The sequence below is a fragment of the Micromonospora sp. 050-3 genome (genome assembly GCF_046549335.1).
GTDB classification, from domain to species: Bacteria; Actinomycetota; Actinomycetes; order Mycobacteriales; family Micromonosporaceae; genus Micromonospora; species Micromonospora trifolii.
In genome coordinates, this window is record NZ_JAJPVX010000002.1 from 141547 (window position 1) to 158736 (window position 17190).

The window sequence follows — 17190 nt, forward strand, 5'->3', positions numbered from 1 at the left end:
ACGACCCGGGCCGTACGGCGGCGGACCCACCCCGCCCTACGGTGCAACTCCCGGCGCGCCCTACGGCGGCGGAACGGATACGCCCTACGGCCACGACCCCCGCACGCCCTACGGCGGCTCGTACCAGCCGACCCCGCCGACCCCGACGTACGGCGGGCAGCCGTACCGGCCCGACGGTCCGTACGGCGAGGATCCGGCACCGAGCCGGCGCGGTCGGGGGCCGCTGATCGCGGTACTGGCCGTCGTACTGCTGGTGGTGGCCGTCGCCGGCGTGTTCTGGTTCCGCCGTGGGCAGAGTGACCCGGCACCGGCAGCCGCGCCGAGCAGCTCGGCCGCTGCCGGTGAGCCCAGTGCGGATGCGGTCGAGCCCGCGCCGAGCGCGGCCGCGCCGGAGTCGTCGGCCGATCCTCGGTTCGCGAAGGTCGGCCAGTGTGTTCGCAACGACGGCACCGCCGGCGGCAAGCCGAAGCTGCTGATCAGCGGCTGTACCGCGAAGTCGTACGAGGTGCTGAGCCGGATCGACGGCCCGACCAGCGGCGAGCGGGACGCCGAGGCCAAGTGCGGCAAGGTCGAGGGCTACACCAACTGGTATTTCTTCGACAGTGAGCTGGACACTCTCGACTTCGTCCTCTGCCTCAAGCAACGCTGAGACCACCCACCCCGGGGATGACATGACGACCTACGGACCTGCGGGTTCCGATCAGCCGGACGATCCGTACCAGCGCCCGCCCAGCGGGCCTGACAGCTCACCGCCGGTCGACCCGACGGTGCCCCAGTGGAGCACCCCGCCGCCCTCGGACGACCCGACCCGGCAGCAGTGGGGTCCGCCGCCGACCGACGCGGAGCCACCGACGGCACCCATGTGGGCGCCGCCGCCCACCAACCCGGAGCCGCCGACCACGCCGATGTGGGCGCCGCCGCCCACCTCGGGCCCGGGTTACCCACCGCCCGGGCCGTACCCACCGGCCGGCCCGACTCCGCCGTCCGGGCCGTTCCCACCGGCCGGACCGTACCCGCCGACGGGCCCGATGCCCGGTCAGCCGGCCGGGCCGATACCGGGTCAGCCACCCGCCCCGTGGGGTCAGCAGCCTCTCGGCGGCTACGGGATGCCGCCCGCCGCGCCGGCGAAGAAGACCGGCCGCAACGTCGCTCTCATCATCACGGTGGTGGCGCTGCTCGTGCTCTGTCCGTGCCTCGGCCTGGCCGGTTGGGCGGTCTGGAAGGTGGCCGACGCCGGCAGTGACGCGGCGCCCACCCCGTCGACGAGTGCCCCGGCCGTTCCGCCCGCCCTGCCCAGCGACGCCCCGACGTCGGCCGCGCCGACTCCGGACGAGGAGTTCGCCAGGGGTGACTGCGTGGTGAACGACGGCAGTGAGGACGACGCGGAACTCCGCAAGGTGCCCTGCGGCCCGAACACCTACCAGGTGCTGCTGCGAATTCCGGCGACCACCGACGGCGACCGGTGCGAGACGCTCGCGCCGCAGGCGACCGCGAACTACGTGCACGACAACTCGGTCGACCTGTTCGACTACGTGCTCTGTCTGAAGAAGCGCTAGCCCGATCTGGCCGACCGGTGGTCCGATTGCCAAAACTAGGGCTGTCTAGCGTCCACGCTAGACAGCCCTAGTTTGTGGTCGACGGTCTCGACACGCCGGTAGTCCCATCTATCCATGTCTAGCCTCGCAGCTAGATGGCCCGATAATCTGCGATGCGTGGATCCGGTCCGCAACCCGTACGCGCCGGGCGCCGGCCAGCGTCCGCCCGAACTTGCCGGGCGGGGGCGAGAGCTGGACGTCTTCGACATCGTGCTCGAGCGCATCGCCCGAGGCCGCCCCGAGCGCAGCCTGATGCTCACCGGGCTGCGCGGTGTCGGCAAGACGGTCCTGCTCAACACGCTCCGGTCGCAGGCGATCAACCGGCTCTGGGGCAGCGGCAAGATCGAGGCTCGACCGGACCAGTCGTTGCGGAGACCGGTCGCCGCCGCGCTGCACATGGCGGTCCGGGAGCTCGCCCCCCGCCACCGCGCACCCGACCGCATCGACGCGTTCCTCGGCGTCCTCAAGGCGTTCGCCCAGCGGTCCAACCCGACCGGCCGGGCCGGTGCCGCCACCAAGCTGCGCGACCGGTGGCAGCCCGGCATCGACGTGCCGGCGGCCAGCGGTCGGGCCGACTCCGGCGACATCGAGATCGACCTGGTCGAGCTGTTCAGTGACGCCGCCGCCGTGGCCAGCGACGTCGGCACCGGCATCGCCATCTTCATCGACGAGATGCAGGATCTCGGCCCGGAGGACGTGTCGGCGCTCTGCGCCGCCTGCCACGAGCTGTCCCAGCTCGGCGCGCCGCTGATCGTCGTCGGCGCCGGCCTTCCGCACCTGCCGGCAGTGCTCAGCGCGGCCAAGTCGTACTCCGAACGGTTGTTCCGCTATCAACGCATCGACCGGCTCGACCGGATCGCCGCCGACCGGGCGCTCTGCGCGCCCGCCGAGCGCGAGGACGTCGAGTACGAGCAGAAGGCACTCGACCTGCTCTACGAGAAGTCCGGTGGCTATCCCTACTTCGTCCAGGCCTACGGCAAGGCGACCTGGGACCACGCGCCGCGCTCGCCGATCACCGCCGCCGATGTGCGGGTCGCCGCACCCGAGGCGGAGGCCGAGTTGGCGGTCGGGTTCTTCGGTTCCCGGTTCGAACGGGCCACTCCCGCCGAACGCGAGTACATGCGGGCGATGGCGATGATGTCCGCGGTCGAGGGCGAGCCCGGTGCTGTGGTCCGCGACGACATGGACGCCGCGGTGCCCACCGCGGAGATCGCCCGTGCCCTCGGCCGCAAGCCGGCCAGTCTGTCTCCGGCCCGGGACGCGCTGATCAAGAAGGGGCTGATCTACTCCGGTGAGCGGGGCACTGTCGCCTTCACCGTCCCGCACTTCGGCCGGTACCTGCGGACCCAGCCGGCCTGACCGCCAACCACCGCGTCGACCCGGTCAGACCTTCGACCAGGGCGCCGGAAAGAGCACCTCACCGCGAGGCGGTGGGCCCTCCTCGCTGGTGGACGGCGGCAGCACCAGCGCCTGCCAGGGCTCACCGAGGCCGGCCCACGGGCCGGTCAGGCCCAGTTCATTCGCCGGGCCGAACCCGAACCGGCGGTAGAACGCCGGGGCACCGAGGACAATCACGAGCCGCTCGCCCAACTCGGTGGAGGCGTCCAGGGCGGCCTGCACGACGGCCGTGCCGTGCCCGACACGCTGTCGGTGCGGTGCGACCGCCACCGGGCCGAGGGCCAGGACGGGAACGTCCGAGCCTCGCTCCGGCCGCAGCCGCGCCCGGGTGAGCAGCGCGTAGCCGACCACCTCGCCGCCGTACTCGGCGACCATTGCCAACTCCGGCAACCAGGCGGTGGTGTCGCGTAGCTCGTCGACCAGGCTGACCTCCGGCGGCGTCGCCACGTCCGGGCGGGCGAAGGCGGCGGCCAGTACGCGGCGGACCGGGCCGGCGTCGGCCGGGTCCTCGGGGCGTAGCCGCAGCGTGGTCACCCGCGCGACGTTACCCGCCAGCGCCCGTCCATCCGTGACTGTCGCTCGATTCGGCGTGGCGTACGTGTACGAACACCAATCCGATCCTGCGGTTGACGGGGTAGCAAACGTCGCGACGGGGTATGACTGATCCATGACGCCCGTACGTTCCCTCGCCCGCGCCATGCTGAGCGGCATCTTCGTGGTCAGCGGGTATCGCAACATGCGCGACCCCGGCCGACTCACGGTGGCCGCCAAACCGGTGACCGACAGGGTCGCTCCCATGCTGAAGAAGGCACACCCGAGCTTCCCCACCGAGCCCGAGACGTTGATCCGGCTCAACGCCGCCGTGCAGGTCGGCGCCGGGCTGATGCTGGCCACCGGCCGGTTCAGCCGACCCGCGGCGTTGGTTCTGGCTGGCACGCTGGTGCCGGTTACCATCGCCGGGCATCCCTTCTGGAACAACGACGACCCGATCGCCAAGAACAACAATCAGATTCACGTCCTGAAGAACCTCGGGCTCCTCGGCGGTCTGCTGCTCGCCGCGGCGGACACCGGTGGCAAGCCGGGTCTGCGGTGGCGGACGGGCCATCGCATCGGCCACTCTCGACGTTCCATGGAACGCGCCGTCCGAACCGCCCGACGTGAGGCCCGAATCGCCGTCCGCTCCGCGTCCACCGCACGTCGACTCCCCGGCTGACCTGCGTCGATCCGTCTCCGTCCCACCCCCACCCCTCGCTAAGGCCACGAATTACCTGAACCACCCGGTAGGCGTTAACGCGGTGGAAATGTCAAAAACATGTGTGGGATCGGACACGGTCGCATAACGCGGGAGGCACTGACGTGAGGCGCCGTTCTAGGCTCCGTGCAGGACCTGGACGGGTAGGACGACCTTGGTACGGGGGTGGCCACGCCATGCCGACGGATGTCGGTAGACGGGCGGACCGCCTCGCCCCAATCCAACGTGTGACACGCGGGATCGACCGTGTGACGCGCGGGATCGATCGCAGGAACGTCGTACGGGGCGCCATCGTGGCCGCCGTCGCCTACGCCGCATGGCTCGCCATCGGCACCTTCGGGCGGCCGTACAACTTCTTCGACATGAAGATCTACCACGGTGCCGTGGTGTGGTGGGCGAGCGGTCACGAGCTCTACGAGTTCATCGCGCCCGAAACCACACTCGGGTTCACCTACCCGCCCTTCGCTGGGCTGGTCATGCTGCCGATGGCGCAGCTGCCGATCGGCGTGGCCGGTCTGGTCAACGCCGCCGCCAGCATCGCCGCGTTGGCGCTGGTGCTGGCCGGGCTGCTCCGACCCATCGTGGACCGTCTGGGGTGGCCACTGTGGTTCACTGTGGCCCTGGCGGTGCCACTCGCGGTCGCCATCGAGCCAGCTCGGGAGACCCTCGGCTACGGCCAGGTCAACATCCTGCTGTTCGCCTTGATCATGGCTGACCTGATCGGCCTTCGCTGGCGGTCCCGCCGGGGCACCCACTACGCCGCCACCGACGGCCCGCTGCTGCGCTTCATCTACGGCGGGGCCTGGGCGGGAGCCGGTATAGGCCTCGCCACCGCGGTGAAGCTCACCCCGGCGCTGTTCATCGCGTACCTGCTCATCACCCGTCAGTGGCGGGTGGCGGCCACCGCCATCGGCACCACGATCGGCGTGACGGTGGGGACCTTCGCGATCGTCGGAGACGAGTCGCGCACCTACTTCGGCAGCGTGTTGTGGCAGACCGAACGGGTCGGCGCGGCGGACATGACGCCCAACCAGTCCCTCGCCGGCCTGCTCGCCCGACTGTACGACTCGATCGAGACTCCGGGGCTGCTGTGGCTCGCCTTCTCGGTGCTGATCCTGGCGCTGGGCCTGTCCCGGGCGGCCAGTTCCCGCGCCGACGGTGACGAGCTGACCGCCTTCACACTGGTCGGTCTCACCGCCAACGTGATCAGCCCGATCTCCTGGACGCACCACCTGGTCTGGGTGATCCCGGCGATCATCGTGCTGGCCGACGCCGCCGTGCGTCGCCGCGAGGCGAGCCGGGGGATGCCGCAGCGCACCGGCCAGGGGCAGGTCTTCGGCGGTCTACCCGGGGTCAACGGGCTCCGCCCGCCGATCTGGTACCCGACGCTGACCGGGCTCCGCCACGGCTTCGCCGCGATCGGGCTCTACCTGCTTTTCCTGATCTCTCCGATCTGGCCGTACGAACACCAACTGCCGGAGATGTCGCACTACCAGGACGGCCTGTTCGGGGCACTGATGGAGAACTCGCTCGCGCTCGCGCTGATCGTGCTGGTGGCCGCGCTGCCCTGGCGCCCAGGCGCGGAGCCGGCGTTCTACGGCGACCGGCTCGCCCGGGCCGTGGTGGTCAACGGCCGCCGCTGAGCGGTCAGGGGCAGTTGACCCATTCCTCGGTGCCGTCGGTGAAGACCTGCCGCTTCCAGATCGGCAGACGCGCCTTGACCTCGTCGACCAGCCGGGCGCAGGCCGCGAAGGCGGCCGCCCGGTGCGCGGTGCTCACCGCGGCGACCAGCGCCACGTCACCGATCGCCAGGGGGCCGACCCGGTGCGAGACCGCCACCGCGTAGACGTCGGGCTCCGCGGCGATCTCGGCGGCCACCTCGCGCAGCACCTGCGCGGCGCTCGGGTGCCCCTCGTACTCCAGGCTGGTGACCTGGCGGCCGTGGTCGTGGTCGCGGACCACGCCCTGAAAGGACACCACGGCGCCGGCCCGGCGGTCGGCGACCGCCGCCTCGTGCGTGGCGAGGTCGAGCGGCTGGTCGGTGACCTCGCCGAAGGTGATCGCTGGTGCGGTCACGACGCACGCTCCCCGGGAAACAACGGCAGTGGCACGAGCGGCACCCGGTCGCCGGGCTCACCGCTGGTGCCGGGACGGATGACCGCGAACCCGTCCGCGCCGGCCAGGCCCCGCAGCATCGCCGAGCCGACGTGGCGGACCGGGAACGCGACGCCTGCGGACCGGTCCAGTCGGACCAACGCCAGGTGGGTGTGGTCGCCGCGACCTGGCACCGCCTCGGCCAACGTGACCTGCGGCAGCACCGGCATCGACCGGCCCTGGAGGCCGGCGAGCAGCGGGGCGACAAGCGACACCAGCGCGACGATGGCGGACTGCGGGTTGCCCGGCAGCCCGGCCACGAACCGGGCTCGCCCGTCGGGGCCGGTCAGTCGGGCCAGCAGCATCGGGAAGCCCGGGCGGACCGCCACCGTGTTGACCACGTAGTCGGCGCCGAGCGCCTCCAGGGTCGGGTGCAGGTGGTCGACCGGGCCGTTCATGGTGCCGCCGGTGGTACAGACCAGATCGGCGGTGACCAGCGCCGAGCGCAGGGCCGCCACGTGCGCGGGCAGCGTGTCGGCCACCGGGCCGACCACGTCGGACGGGCGGACCTGGCAGCCGTAGCGCCGCAGCCAGGCCGGCACCGCGGGGCCCAGCGCGTCGCGGATGCGACCGGCCGCGGGCGGGCCCGCCGTCAGCAGCTCGTCGCCGAAGACCAGCAGCGCGGCGCGCGGCGCCCGCCGGACCCGCAGCGTGTCGTGCCCGCAGGCGGCGGCCAGGCCGATCACCGCCGGGTCGACCGGCGTGCCGGTCGGCAACAGCTCCTCATCGGCGTACGCCTCCTCGCCGGGTTTCCGCCACTCGGGCGTCTCCCGGGGAGTGCCGCTGATCAGGCCGGTGGTGGATGCGGCGGACTCCTCGACGCGGAGCACGGCGGTGGCGCCCTCGGGCACCATCGCGCCGGTCGCGATCTCGACGGTGGTGTCGTCCTCGGTGAGCGGCGCGGGGGTGCTGCCGGCCAGGACCCGGCCGACGACGCGCCACGGCCCACGGCCGCGCACCGCCCAGCCATCCACGCTGGACGTCGGGAACGCCGGCAGGTCGGTGCGGGTGGTCAACGGCTCGGCCAGGGTCGACCCGTCGGTGTCGACAAGTGGTCGGGCAGCGGCGGGCAGCGCGGCGGCCAGACCGACCGCGTAGACGCGCGAACGCGCTTCCTCCCACCCGGCTGGCGGGGGTGCGGTGACCCGATCCGCTGTGGGTGCGGTTTCCGTGCTCACCGACCGAGCCTATCGGCACGGACCGACACCCGTCCGGGCCTGGCGCGCACCGGTCGGTGGTCGCCACCGCGGAGCGGTCAGTGGTTGCCGCCGCGGAGCGGTCAGTGGTCCCCGCCGCGGAGCTGGTCGACGGTGTGCCCGAGGATCGGCCCGAGAACGGCCAGGCCATCCCGTGCACCGCCGGTCGAGCCGGGCAGATTGACCACCAGCATCCGACCGGCGACCCCGGCCAGGCCCCGGGACAGCACCGACGTCGGCACCCGGTCACGACTGTGCGCGCGGATCGTCTCGGCGATGCCGGGGATCTCGTAATCCAGCAGGCCCCGGGTCACGTCCGGGGTCCGATCCGTCGGGGTCACGCCGGTGCCACCGCTGGTCAGCACCACGTCGACACCGTCGGCGCGCGCGGCCCGCAAGGCGTCGCCGACCGGCTCACCGTCGGGCACCACCACCGGGTCGTCGACCTGGCAGCCCAGCTCGCGCAGGCCGGCGACGAGCAGCGGCCCGCTGGTGTCGGCGTAGACGCCGGCCGCGGCCCGATTGGAAGCGACGATCACCCGAGCCCGGATCACGGCCGGTCCTCCGGACGGACCCACTCGCCGGTCTTGCCGCCCTCTTTGCGCAGCACCCGGACCGCTTCCACCGACGCCGCCGGGTCGACCGCCTTGACCATGTCGACCAGGGCGAGACCGGCGACAGCAACCGCCGTCAGTGCCTCCATCTCCACCCCCGTCCGGTCCGCCGTGCGGGCGGTGGCCGTGATCTCCACGGTGTCGGCGGTCAGCCGCAGGTCGACGGTGACGCCGTGCAGGGCGATCGGGTGGCAGAGCGGGATCAGATCAGGAGTGCGCTTGGCCCCCATGATCCCGGCCAGCCGCCCGACGGCCAACGCGTCACCCTTGGGCAGCCCGTCGCGATGCAGCAGGTCGATGACCTCGGGCGTGGTCCGCAACCGGCCGGCCGCGACGGCCAACCGACCCGTCACCGCCTTGGCGGAGACGTCGACCATGTGGGCCGCGCCGGCGCGATCGACGTGGCTGAGCTGCGCGGGTTCGGTCACGGTCGTGAGCCTATCGGTGCGGTACGAAGCTGTCGGAAGGAGCGGCGTCACGCTGGCGACGGCACAGGGTGCTGCCGGCGCAACGGCCCCGACGCCGCTCCTCCCTCACCAGCCCGCCGCCGAGGTCGCTGGGGGGACCCGGCAGCGGGGCGTGTCGACGACCCGGTTCTGCCCACTGGCAGAACCTCCCCCGTTCGCCGATACGGCCGGTAAGTTACCGGGCCTGCCGATAAGAAATCGATAAGCGCCGTTGAGGCTGGTCAGCGCTCTGCGACCACTGTCGCGTCGGTCAACTCGGCGAGGCGACCTTCGGCCTCGAAGCGCTCCGGCACGCCCATCCGTCGGAAGATCGCCAACGCCCGCTCCCAGTGCCGTCGGGCCTCCGCCGGGTCGACGCGGGCGAAGTGTTCGGCGAGCCCGGCCAAGGCACGTCCCTGCTCGTACGGGTGTGAGATCCGAGTGGCCAACCGCAGAGCGACCTGGTGCATCTCGGCCGCCTCGCCGCCCCGCCCTTGCGCCAGCAGAGTGCGACCAAGCTCGTTCAGCGCGGCCGCCTCGACGTGTCGTTCCCCCGAGCTGATCGACAACTGCCTGGCCACCTCGTGTTGCTGTTGGGCCTCGACCAGACGGCCCAGACCGCGATAGGCGATCCCGAGGTCGTTGCGCACCTCAGCCTCGGCAAACCGGTGGCCGGTGCGATCGCGCAAGGCCAACGAGGCCTTGAGGATCCGGATTGCCTGCGGAAAATGGCCCATTCTCACGCGCACCGCCCCAACATGACCGAAGGCGTTGAGCACATGGAAGTCCTCGGACTTCGTCCGGGCCCATGCCAGGTGCCGGCGGTGCAGTCGCAACGCCTCCTCGTAGCGCCCGAGCATCATCAGTGCCGTGCCAAGATTCGGCAGCACGACTGGCACCCCGACATTCCCGTATCCCTTGTAGTCGCGCAGGCTCTCCATACCGACTGTCACCGCCTCGGTCAGGTGCCCGCTCCACGCGTAGACAGCCGCGAGGTTGGCCCGGTACCGCGCGGTGTTCCGCACGTCCCGGGAGTTGCGAGAGAGGTCCACCGCCCGGGTCAGGTGGTCAAGCGCCAACTGGTTGTCACCGGTGCGTACGTAGGCGGAGGCCAGGTAGTTGTTCACCACCGCCATCGCGTCGACATCTCCCGTTGCCTCCGCCGCCGTCAGTGCGTGGCGGAAGGTCAGAATGATGTCCTCGAAGTATCCGCGGATGTAGAAAAATCGCCAGAGGGCGCGGGCCAGTTGCCAGGAGTGCTGGTAGAGCTTCGACTCGAGCGCTGACAACACTATTGCCACCAGTTCCGTTCGCTCCGCCTCCAACCAGTCGGTGCATGGTTCACCGATAGCCTCGAACAGCTCGGGACGTCCGGACGAGCGGTGGGTGACCTGGGATCTGATGACGCCGGGCTCCAGCAGATCGGCGACCCTCAGCGCCGCCTCCAGCGTGAAGTCGAACAGTTGAGCCAACCCGAGCTTTCGGTCGCTCGCGGATTCAGTGCGCGTGCACAACTCCGCGGCGTACTGGCGCATGAGGTCGTGTAGTCGATATCGCGTCGAGTCCAGGTCTTCCACCAGGTTCCGGTCGACGAGGTCGTCGAGCGCCCCGTGAGCTTCCGCCACTGTCAGGCCGGTCAGTGCGGCGACTGCCGCCGGTCTGAAGCGGTTACCGGGATACAGACCCAGGAACCGGAAGACACGCTTGGTCGAACCCGGGAGCGGCTCATAGGAGGCGGCGAAGGCGCCGGTGACGGTGCTCTGTTCTTGAGCCAGGTGATGCAGCACCAGAGGATCGCCAGCCATCTGTCCGGCCAGGTCCGCCAACCGCCGGCCGCGCCGATGGGCGAGTCTGGCACCGACCAGCCGAATTGCCAGGGGGAGATGCCCACACAGCCGGACCACCTCGGCCGCGGCATCCGGCTCCGCTTCGACCCGGGCCTTACCGACACTGATTGCGAGGAGGTCGAGACTCTCTTCAGGTGTCATCACCGGCAACGTCTGTGAAGGTGCCACGTCCGGGTGAGAGAGCCTCCGCCTTGATGTCACCAGCACGACGGCGGTCGGCTCGGTCGGCAGGAGAGGCAGAATCTGTTCGCTGCTCGCAGCGTTGTCGAGGACGAGCACCGACCTTCGACGGCCCAGTTCTCGTCGCCACAACTCCGCTCTGGCGTCGAACTCGACCGGAACGCGGTCGGCCGGCACCTCAAGCTGACGCAGCAGTGTGACCAGGGCACCCGCTGGCTCGACCCGGTTCTTATCGCCATGGCCACACAGGTCGATGAACAAGATGGCGTCCGGATAACGATCGGACAGTCGGCGGGCCAGGTGCACGGCGAGGGTCGTCTTGCCGCTGCCCGCCATGCCGTCGATCATGTGCACTGCCGGAACTCGTTCCTCGACTCGCTGAGTCTCCGTCAGCAGCCGTGACAGGACGTCTTCCCGCCCGACGAAATCCGCGACGGCCCGCGGAAGATGGTCCACCGGTTTGACCTGACCCGTTTGTTCGGCTGCCGCCTCTCCCGCCGGGCCGTGCACGAGCGCCACGGAAGATCCTGGTCGGGAGAGCACAGCGGGTAGTGGGCTCGCAGTGGCAATCTTGCGGTGCAATTCTTCGATGGTTGCCCGGGGGCCCACCCCCAACTCGGTGATCAGCCGCGTCCGGATCTCGTCGTACGCGATGAGCGCGCCCGCGTGATCGCCACCCTCGTTCAGAGCCCGCATCAGCAGGACATACGTCGGCTCCCGGAGCGGATGACGGGCGGTGACTTCCCGTAACAGCGGGATCGCCAGATCACCCCGCCCGGATCTCAGCTGTACGTCGGCAAGAAGGTCCACGGCGAGCAGACGCTCTTCCTCGGCGGCGAGCACGCGCGCGCTGAGCACGGGTCCCAGCGGGATGCCGGCGAGCATCGGGCCCTGCCACCGAGCGACGGCTCGGCTCAGCAACTCCCGAGCTTGCTCCAGGTGGCCGACCTCCAAGGCTTCCCGGCCCGCGCTCCGCTCCATCTGGAAGCATGAGACATCGATCAGCTCGGGCGGCACGTCGAGACGAAAGCCGTTCCGCTGCCGCACGACGACCCCTCGACCGGACGGGAAGGCCTCGAAAGTCCGGCGCAGATTGGCGGCATAGCTCAGCACATTCGCCACGGCCGATCGCGGTGGGCGATCGGCCCATAACTCATCGATGCAGTCGGCCACGGTAACCAGTCGACCTGGCTGAACGGCGAGCATCGCGAAGATCGCCTGCTGTTTGGGTGTTCCGAGGCGCAACGTGCGAGAAAGTAGTTGCACCGAAAGGCCGCCTAGAACCTGAATCTCCACTCGCCCCTGCTCCAGCCGTCGCGGGTATTCAGCCGATCACACAACGAAGCCTACGGTTCACCCCCCGGCAACTCACCGCTCGTGCGGCGTTGCGAAGGTCGCGCATCGGCCTGAGAACGTTGCGAGGCGCTGTCCCGACCGCTCCTACGACCTAGTCGTACCAATTTGCCCAATCCGCCACTACACCGAGCCAGACTCTGGGTGAGGCCGCAGACAGAGGGCCGCAGAGCAGGGGGATTAACACGTTCATAACCCGAGCAGATACCGTCCGCAGTTTCGAGCCCTCTGCGAAACCAACGCCGCCGCGACCTGACCGCACTCCGTTTAGCCGTGATGGACAGAACGTAATAAATCCACTCCAGCTTGGCTAATGTTGCGCATACCGACATATAATTCTTCTAAGCTGCCCTTCCACCTCTTAAGCTGCCTTTCGTTAGGAAGATCTCCCCTGGGGGCAGGTCATCGAATGACACGGCAGCAGAGAGAGGAGCATTGCGATGCGCGGCAGCGAATGGGACTGAAAATTTCGCACGGTACGTGCGCGACTCCCGCACGTTAGGCTACGAACAAGGCGGAGGCAGTCCTTTCGGGGGTGATGTGACCCATCCTCAGCGACGTGAGACTGAGACCGATCAGCGGCTACGGCTGCTCGTCGGTCTCGTCGTCGTTGTAGCGGCTGTCATCACGGCCACTTCACTGCCGGCCGCCGTGCGGTTTGCGATGACTGCCACGCCGAACGATGTCGCGGTCGTCGTCGTGCTCACCGTGACCATCGCTCTGGGAACGCTGGTCAAAGCGAGGGTGCGGATCCGATCCACCACCCACTCGATCAGCTGGACCGAGACGGCGATCATCATCGGTCTCGCCGTCGTTCCGGCCCCGATAGTGGTGCTCTCAACGGCGGTGGGCATCGCGTTCACCTGGCACCGCCAGCCGGCGATCAAGCTGGCCTTCAGCGTGGGAAAGAACGTCATCGTGGCCTGGGGTGCCGGCATCACGCTGGCGATGACAACCTGGACCTGGCCGCCCGAGGGCACCGTGGCCCTGCTCGTGCCGTTGGCGCTGGCTTACCTGGCTGCGGCCCTCCTGGACGACATTCTGGCCATACCGGTCATCGCGCTGGCGTCCAGGACCAAGATCTCAAAGCAGTTCCGAAGCAATCTCGACCTCCGGCTCGCCGGTTTCGCCCTACGGTTCGTCGTGGCGGCCTGCACGCTGCTGATCCTTGAGGCCAACCTCAAACTCCTGTTGGCCATACCGCCGCTCGTGCTCAGCCTGCACCTGGCCTACTCCACGAGAATCCGTTCCCGGACCGAACAGCAGGCGTGGCAGCGGCTCGCCCGCACCACCGACGCGCTCAACGTGGTCGACCTGGACAACGTCCTCACCACCGCCGTCACCCAGGCCGCCGAGTTGTTCTCCGCCGACGAGGTCGAGATCGAGCTGCGCGACGGCTGCCGCACCGTACGCGGCGGCACCGGCGGCATCACCTTCGACGGCCCGACCGGCACGCCCACCGACGTGGACGGCACGATCGTCCCCGCGCCGCTGGAAGGTCACGACCGGACTGTCGACGTCGGCATGCTTCGACTGCGCTTCCGCGGCCCGGTGCAACTCTCCGAGCGGGAGCAGTACACCCTGCGCACCTTCGCCTCCGCGCTCTGCACCGCCGTCCGCAACGCCCGGGCGTACGCCGAACTGGCCCGGGTCGCCGACGAGCACGCGTACGCGGCCTCGCACGACGCACTGACCGGCCTGGCCAACCGCCGGCACCTCCTCGACGAGGGCACCGAACAGTTGAGCACCCGCCACGCCGACGGGGTGACCGCGCTGGTGCTGATCGACCTCAACCATTTCAAGGAGGTCAACGACACGCTCGGGCATGCCGCCGGCGACCAGGTGCTGGTGCAGGTGGCCGACAGGTTGCGGGCTGCCGCCCAGGCGAGCGACCTGGTGGCCCGCCTCGGCGGCGACGAGTTCGCCGTACTCCTGCGGGGTCTGCCGGCCCCGGCGGTCGCCGCGCACCGGGCCGAGACGCTGCTCGCCGCCCTGCACGAGCCGTTCGAGCTGGACGGCATGCGCATCAGCGTCGAGGCCAGCGGCGGGATCTCCGGCGCCCCGTCCAACGGTGGCATGGCCGAACTGCTGCGCCGCGCCGACGTGGCCATGTACCAGGCGAAGCGGGCCGGGCAGCGGATCTCCACGTACGCCCCGACCCGCGACACCGCCGACCTCGGCCGCCTCACCCTCGGCGGTGACCTGCCGCGCGCTGTCGCCGACCACGAGTTCGTCGTCAACTTCCAACCGATCGTCGACCTGGGCACCGGTGAGGTGACCAGCGCGGAGGCGCTGGCCCGCTGGCACCACCCCACCCACGGCCTGATCGACCCGCTGCGGTTCCTGGAGGCGGTGGAACGCTCGGGCCTGCTACCGGCCTTCGCCGAAGCGATCCTCGACCAGGCGCTGATCGCGGCCGTGAGCTGGCGCGACGCCGGCTTCGACATACCGGTAGCGGTCAACGTGTCCCCGCGCAGCCTGCTCGACGCGCGGTTCCCGGGCTCGGTGCTGGCCCGCCTCCGCGCCCACGACCTACCACCGGACCGGCTGGTCCTGGAGCTGACCGAAACGCTGACCCTCAGCCAACTCGACGTGGTCGACCGGGTGCTCAGCCGACTCCGCGACGAAGGAGTCCGGTTGGCGTTGGACGACTTCGGCACCGGCTACTCCTCCCTCTCGCTGCTCTCCCGGATCCCCGTACACGAGCTGAAGATCGACCGGAGCTTCGTGACGACGATGGAGAGTTCTGCGGAGGCCGCCGCAGTCATCCGCTCCACCCTCGACCTCGGTCGCAGCCTCAACCTGGACGTGGTGGCCGAGGGCGTGGAGAGCGAGCCGCAGCGGCGGGCCCTCTGGGAGTTGGGCTGCGTCGCCGGCCAGGGGCATCTGTTCGCCCGGCCGATGCCGTCCGGCACCCTGCTCGCGGCGATGCAGCGCGGTTCGGGCGGCCGACCGGGCACCCTCGCCGCGCCGCTGCACGACGCCGGGGCGGTGATCCGGTTGAGCCAGAACCGCCGCCAAGCCGGCCGTTCCAGGCCCGACCGCCTGCCACACCTGCCCGCCTGAGCAGGCATCGCCCCGCTGCGCGGACAGCCTGGTCTGCCAGACTGTCGCGCGTGATCGTCGACGACCCGACCGCCCACCGCCGTCGCTGGCACTGGCGGACGCTCGACAACGCCGCCGGCGGACTCGCCCTCGACCTGGGCCTCTACGCCGTGTCGGCCACCTTCGCCGCGATCACCGCAGTCACGTCCACCCTGCTGCCGCACCGCGCCTGGGGCGCGGTCGCCGCCGTCGGCTACCTGCTCGCAACGCTGACGGTGATCGCCCAACTTCTACTGCGTCGACGCTCCCCAACCTCCCGGCTGACCGGTCTGTCAGCCCGCTGGGTGGTCACCGGTCTCGCCTGGGCGACCACCACACTGCTGCCACTGGCCTGGCAGGCCATCGACCGGGCCGGTGGGCGCACCGACCGGGCCCAGGAGGAGGTGCTGGTCGTGGAGCACGCCGGCAGCCGCCTCCTGGAACACGGCACGCCCTACCTCGGGCCCGACGCCATCGCCGCCCTGCCACCCGGCGAGCAACTGATGGGCTACACCCCGTACCAGCCCGGCATGGCGATGTTCGGCCTGCCCAGAGCACTGCTCGACACCTGGTGGACCGACTCCCGCGTCTGGTTCGCTGTGGGCACCGCGCTGGCGCTCGCCCTGGCCGTGGCAGCCCTGCGCAGAACACCGGCCACCGCCGGCCAGGCCACCACCGCCGCGACCCACCGACGGGACGCCGCCCTGCTGCGCGGCGTGCAGGCCGCCACCGTACTGCCGATCTGTGCCCTCACCCTCGCCACCGGCGGCGACGACCTACCCGTACTCGCGCTCTGCCTGCTGGCCCTCGCGTTCGCCGCCGCCGACCGACCCGGCCGGGCCGGCCTCGCCGTCGGGCTCGCCGGCGCGCTGAAGCTGTTCGCCTGGCCGGTCGCCCTGGTCCTGATCGTCTGGGGCCTGACCCGACGCGCCGGCACCCGAGTCGCCGTCGGCGCCATCGGCCTCCCCATCGCCGCACTACTGCCGGCGCTGCTGGTGGACCGCGACGCCCTCACCGAGAACGTGCTGCGCTTCCCCCTCGGCCACGGGCTGGTCACCAGCCCCGCCCAGTCCCCGTTCCCCGGCTACCTGATCGCCAGCGCGCTACCCGCAGGCCGGCTGATCGCCGCCGCGCTGCTGGTCGCCGCCGGAGTGGCCATCGCCGTCCGGCTCGCCCGCCGCCCGCCCCGCACCGCCGTCGCCACCGCGCTCATCTGCGGGTACGGGCTGCTCGCCGCCATCGCCCTGATGCCCTCGACCCGCTTCGGCTACCTGCTCTACCCGCTGGCCCTGCTGACCTGGGCCCCCGCCCTGGACCGCCCCGTCGACACACCGACCGCCGCAGTTGCCGATGAGCGGTCCGGTCGGACCACTTCGGCCTAACTGCCGAGCGAAACGGCGCGTCAGGGCGTAGACCTGAAGGCATGACCACGTACCGCGACCGGGCCGACGCCGGCCGGGTGCTCTCCGAACGCCTCACCGCGCTCATCGGCGACCCGGACGTCGTCGTCCTCGGCCTCGTCCGTGGTGGCGTGCCGGTCGCCCGGGTCGTCGCCGAACGGCTCGGCACACCACTGGACGTGCTGGTCGTCCGCAAGCTCGGCATGCCGTGGGCCCGCGAGGTCGCCTTCGGCGCACTCGGGCCGGGCGGTGTCCAGGTCCTCAACGACGCGGTGGCCAGCCGACTCAGCAGCGACGACATCGCCGAGGTCCGCCACCGGGAGCAGGCCGAACTGGAACGCCGGGAACGGCTCTACCGGGGCGACCGCCCACAGGTCGACCTCACCGGGCGGACGGCAGTGATCGTCGACGACGGCCTCGCCACCGGCGCAACCGCCCGCGTCGCCGTCGAGGTCGTCCGCCAACTCGGGGCACACCGGGTCGTGGTCGCGGTCCCGGTCGGCGCCCAGGAGGCGTACGAACTGCTCGCCGCCGAAGCCGACCAGGTCATCTGTGCCCAACGCCCGGCGGACTTCGGCGCCGTCAGCGTCTACTACGACGATTTTCATGAAGTGTCCGACGAAGAAGTCACCGAGGCGCTCACAGCAACTGCATAGAAACACCGGGTACCG

13 protein-coding genes and 1 pseudogene are annotated in these 17190 nt (G+C 70.6%); 8 read left to right on the forward strand and 6 right to left on the reverse strand.

The features are described 5' to 3' along the window. Positions 1-166 precede the first annotated feature (166 nt). The 3 genes and pseudogenes from ACLJOK_RS15630 to ACLJOK_RS15640 all read left to right on the forward strand — a co-directional run. Positions 167-649, forward strand: a pseudogene (locus ACLJOK_RS15630) (hypothetical protein); the annotation flags it as partial. 457 nt (positions 650-1106) lie between these two features. Next, positions 1107-1556 carry a hypothetical protein gene (locus tag ACLJOK_RS15635; RefSeq protein ID WP_410821505.1) on the forward strand — a complete coding sequence of 150 codons (450 nt, stop codon included), beginning with the start codon at positions 1107-1109 and terminating at the stop codon, positions 1554-1556. 156 nt (positions 1557-1712) lie between these two features. Then, positions 1713-2954, forward strand: coding sequence for an AAA family ATPase (locus ACLJOK_RS15640; protein WP_410819572.1), 1242 nt, complete (start codon positions 1713-1715; stop codon positions 2952-2954). A gap of 24 nt (positions 2955-2978) precedes the next feature. Here the strand turns inward: ACLJOK_RS15640 and ACLJOK_RS15645 are convergent, their stop codons facing one another. Continuing rightward, complete coding sequence (locus ACLJOK_RS15645; protein ID WP_410819574.1) at positions 2979-3527, reverse strand: GNAT family N-acetyltransferase; 549 nt, start codon at positions 3525-3527, stop codon at positions 2979-2981. 133 nt (positions 3528-3660) lie between these two features. On the opposite strand from ACLJOK_RS15645, the gene ACLJOK_RS15650 reads away from it, so the two are divergent. After that, complete coding sequence (locus tag ACLJOK_RS15650) at positions 3661-4206, forward strand: DoxX family protein (protein WP_410819576.1); 546 nt, start codon at positions 3661-3663, stop codon at positions 4204-4206. Positions 4207-4421: 215 nt separating this feature from the next. Beyond that, a complete protein-coding gene (locus ACLJOK_RS15655) occupies positions 4422-5888 on the forward strand; it encodes a glycosyltransferase 87 family protein (protein ID WP_410819578.1) in 1467 nt (488 codons plus the stop codon). 4 nt (positions 5889-5892) lie between these two features. Here ACLJOK_RS15655 and ACLJOK_RS15660 read toward each other — a convergent pair whose 3' ends face one another. From ACLJOK_RS15660 to ACLJOK_RS15680, 5 genes are all read right to left on the reverse strand, one after another. Continuing rightward, positions 5893-6321, reverse strand: a complete 429-nt coding sequence (locus ACLJOK_RS15660; RefSeq protein ID WP_130405760.1) for a molybdenum cofactor biosynthesis protein MoaE — start codon at positions 6319-6321, stop codon at positions 5893-5895. Then, the gene (locus tag ACLJOK_RS15665; RefSeq protein ID WP_410819580.1) at positions 6318-7577 is read right to left on the reverse strand and encodes a molybdopterin molybdotransferase MoeA; all 1260 of its coding nucleotides are present in this window, start codon (positions 7575-7577) and stop codon (positions 6318-6320) included. Before ACLJOK_RS15665 ends, ACLJOK_RS15660 begins: the two co-directional genes overlap by 4 nt. A 101-nt stretch (positions 7578-7678) precedes the next feature. Then, positions 7679-8149, reverse strand: coding sequence for a molybdenum cofactor biosynthesis protein B (locus ACLJOK_RS15670; RefSeq protein ID WP_410819582.1), 471 nt, complete (start codon positions 8147-8149; stop codon positions 7679-7681). Beyond that, on the reverse strand, positions 8146-8637 hold the full coding sequence (gene moaC, locus ACLJOK_RS15675) for a cyclic pyranopterin monophosphate synthase MoaC (RefSeq protein WP_410819583.1): 492 nt from the start codon (positions 8635-8637) through the stop codon (positions 8146-8148). Before moaC ends, ACLJOK_RS15670 begins: the two co-directional genes overlap by 4 nt. A gap of 260 nt (positions 8638-8897) precedes the next feature. Then, on the reverse strand, positions 8898-11978 hold the full coding sequence (locus tag ACLJOK_RS15680; RefSeq protein ID WP_410819585.1) for an AfsR/SARP family transcriptional regulator: 3081 nt from the start codon (positions 11976-11978) through the stop codon (positions 8898-8900). Positions 11979-12698: 720 nt separating this feature from the next. Here ACLJOK_RS15680 and ACLJOK_RS15685 point away from each other — a divergent pair. The 3 genes from ACLJOK_RS15685 to ACLJOK_RS15695 are packed head-to-tail and all read left to right on the forward strand — an operon-like array spanning position 12699 to position 17175. Further along, entirely contained in the window at positions 12699-15101 is a 2403-nt protein-coding gene (locus tag ACLJOK_RS15685; protein ID WP_410819587.1) for a putative bifunctional diguanylate cyclase/phosphodiesterase, read from the forward strand. A 50-nt stretch (positions 15102-15151) separates the two neighbouring features. Then, positions 15152-16501 carry a glycosyltransferase 87 family protein gene (locus tag ACLJOK_RS15690; RefSeq protein WP_410819588.1) on the forward strand — a complete coding sequence of 450 codons (1350 nt, stop codon included), beginning with the start codon at positions 15152-15154 and terminating at the stop codon, positions 16499-16501. A gap of 41 nt (positions 16502-16542) precedes the next feature. After that, positions 16543-17175 carry a phosphoribosyltransferase gene (locus tag ACLJOK_RS15695; protein WP_410819590.1) on the forward strand — a complete coding sequence of 211 codons (633 nt, stop codon included), beginning with the start codon at positions 16543-16545 and terminating at the stop codon, positions 17173-17175. Positions 17176-17190 lie beyond the last annotated feature (15 nt).

Excerpts from the sequence above, each read along its gene's own strand:
- ACLJOK_RS15635 (WP_410821505.1), top strand. The coding sequence starts at position 1,107 with ATGCCGCCCGCCGCGCCGGCGAAGAAGACCGGCCGCAACGTCGCTCTC.
- ACLJOK_RS15650 (WP_410819576.1), top strand. The coding sequence starts at position 3,661 with ATGACGCCCGTACGTTCCCTCGCCCGCGCCATGCTGAGCGGCATCTTC.
- ACLJOK_RS15655 (WP_410819578.1), top strand. The coding sequence starts at position 4,422 with ATGCCGACGGATGTCGGTAGACGGGCGGACCGCCTCGCCCCAATCCAA.
- ACLJOK_RS15685 (WP_410819587.1), top strand. The coding sequence starts at position 12,699 with ATGACTGCCACGCCGAACGATGTCGCGGTCGTCGTCGTGCTCACCGTG.
- ACLJOK_RS15695 (WP_410819590.1), top strand. The coding sequence starts at position 16,543 with ATGACCACGTACCGCGACCGGGCCGACGCCGGCCGGGTGCTCTCCGAA.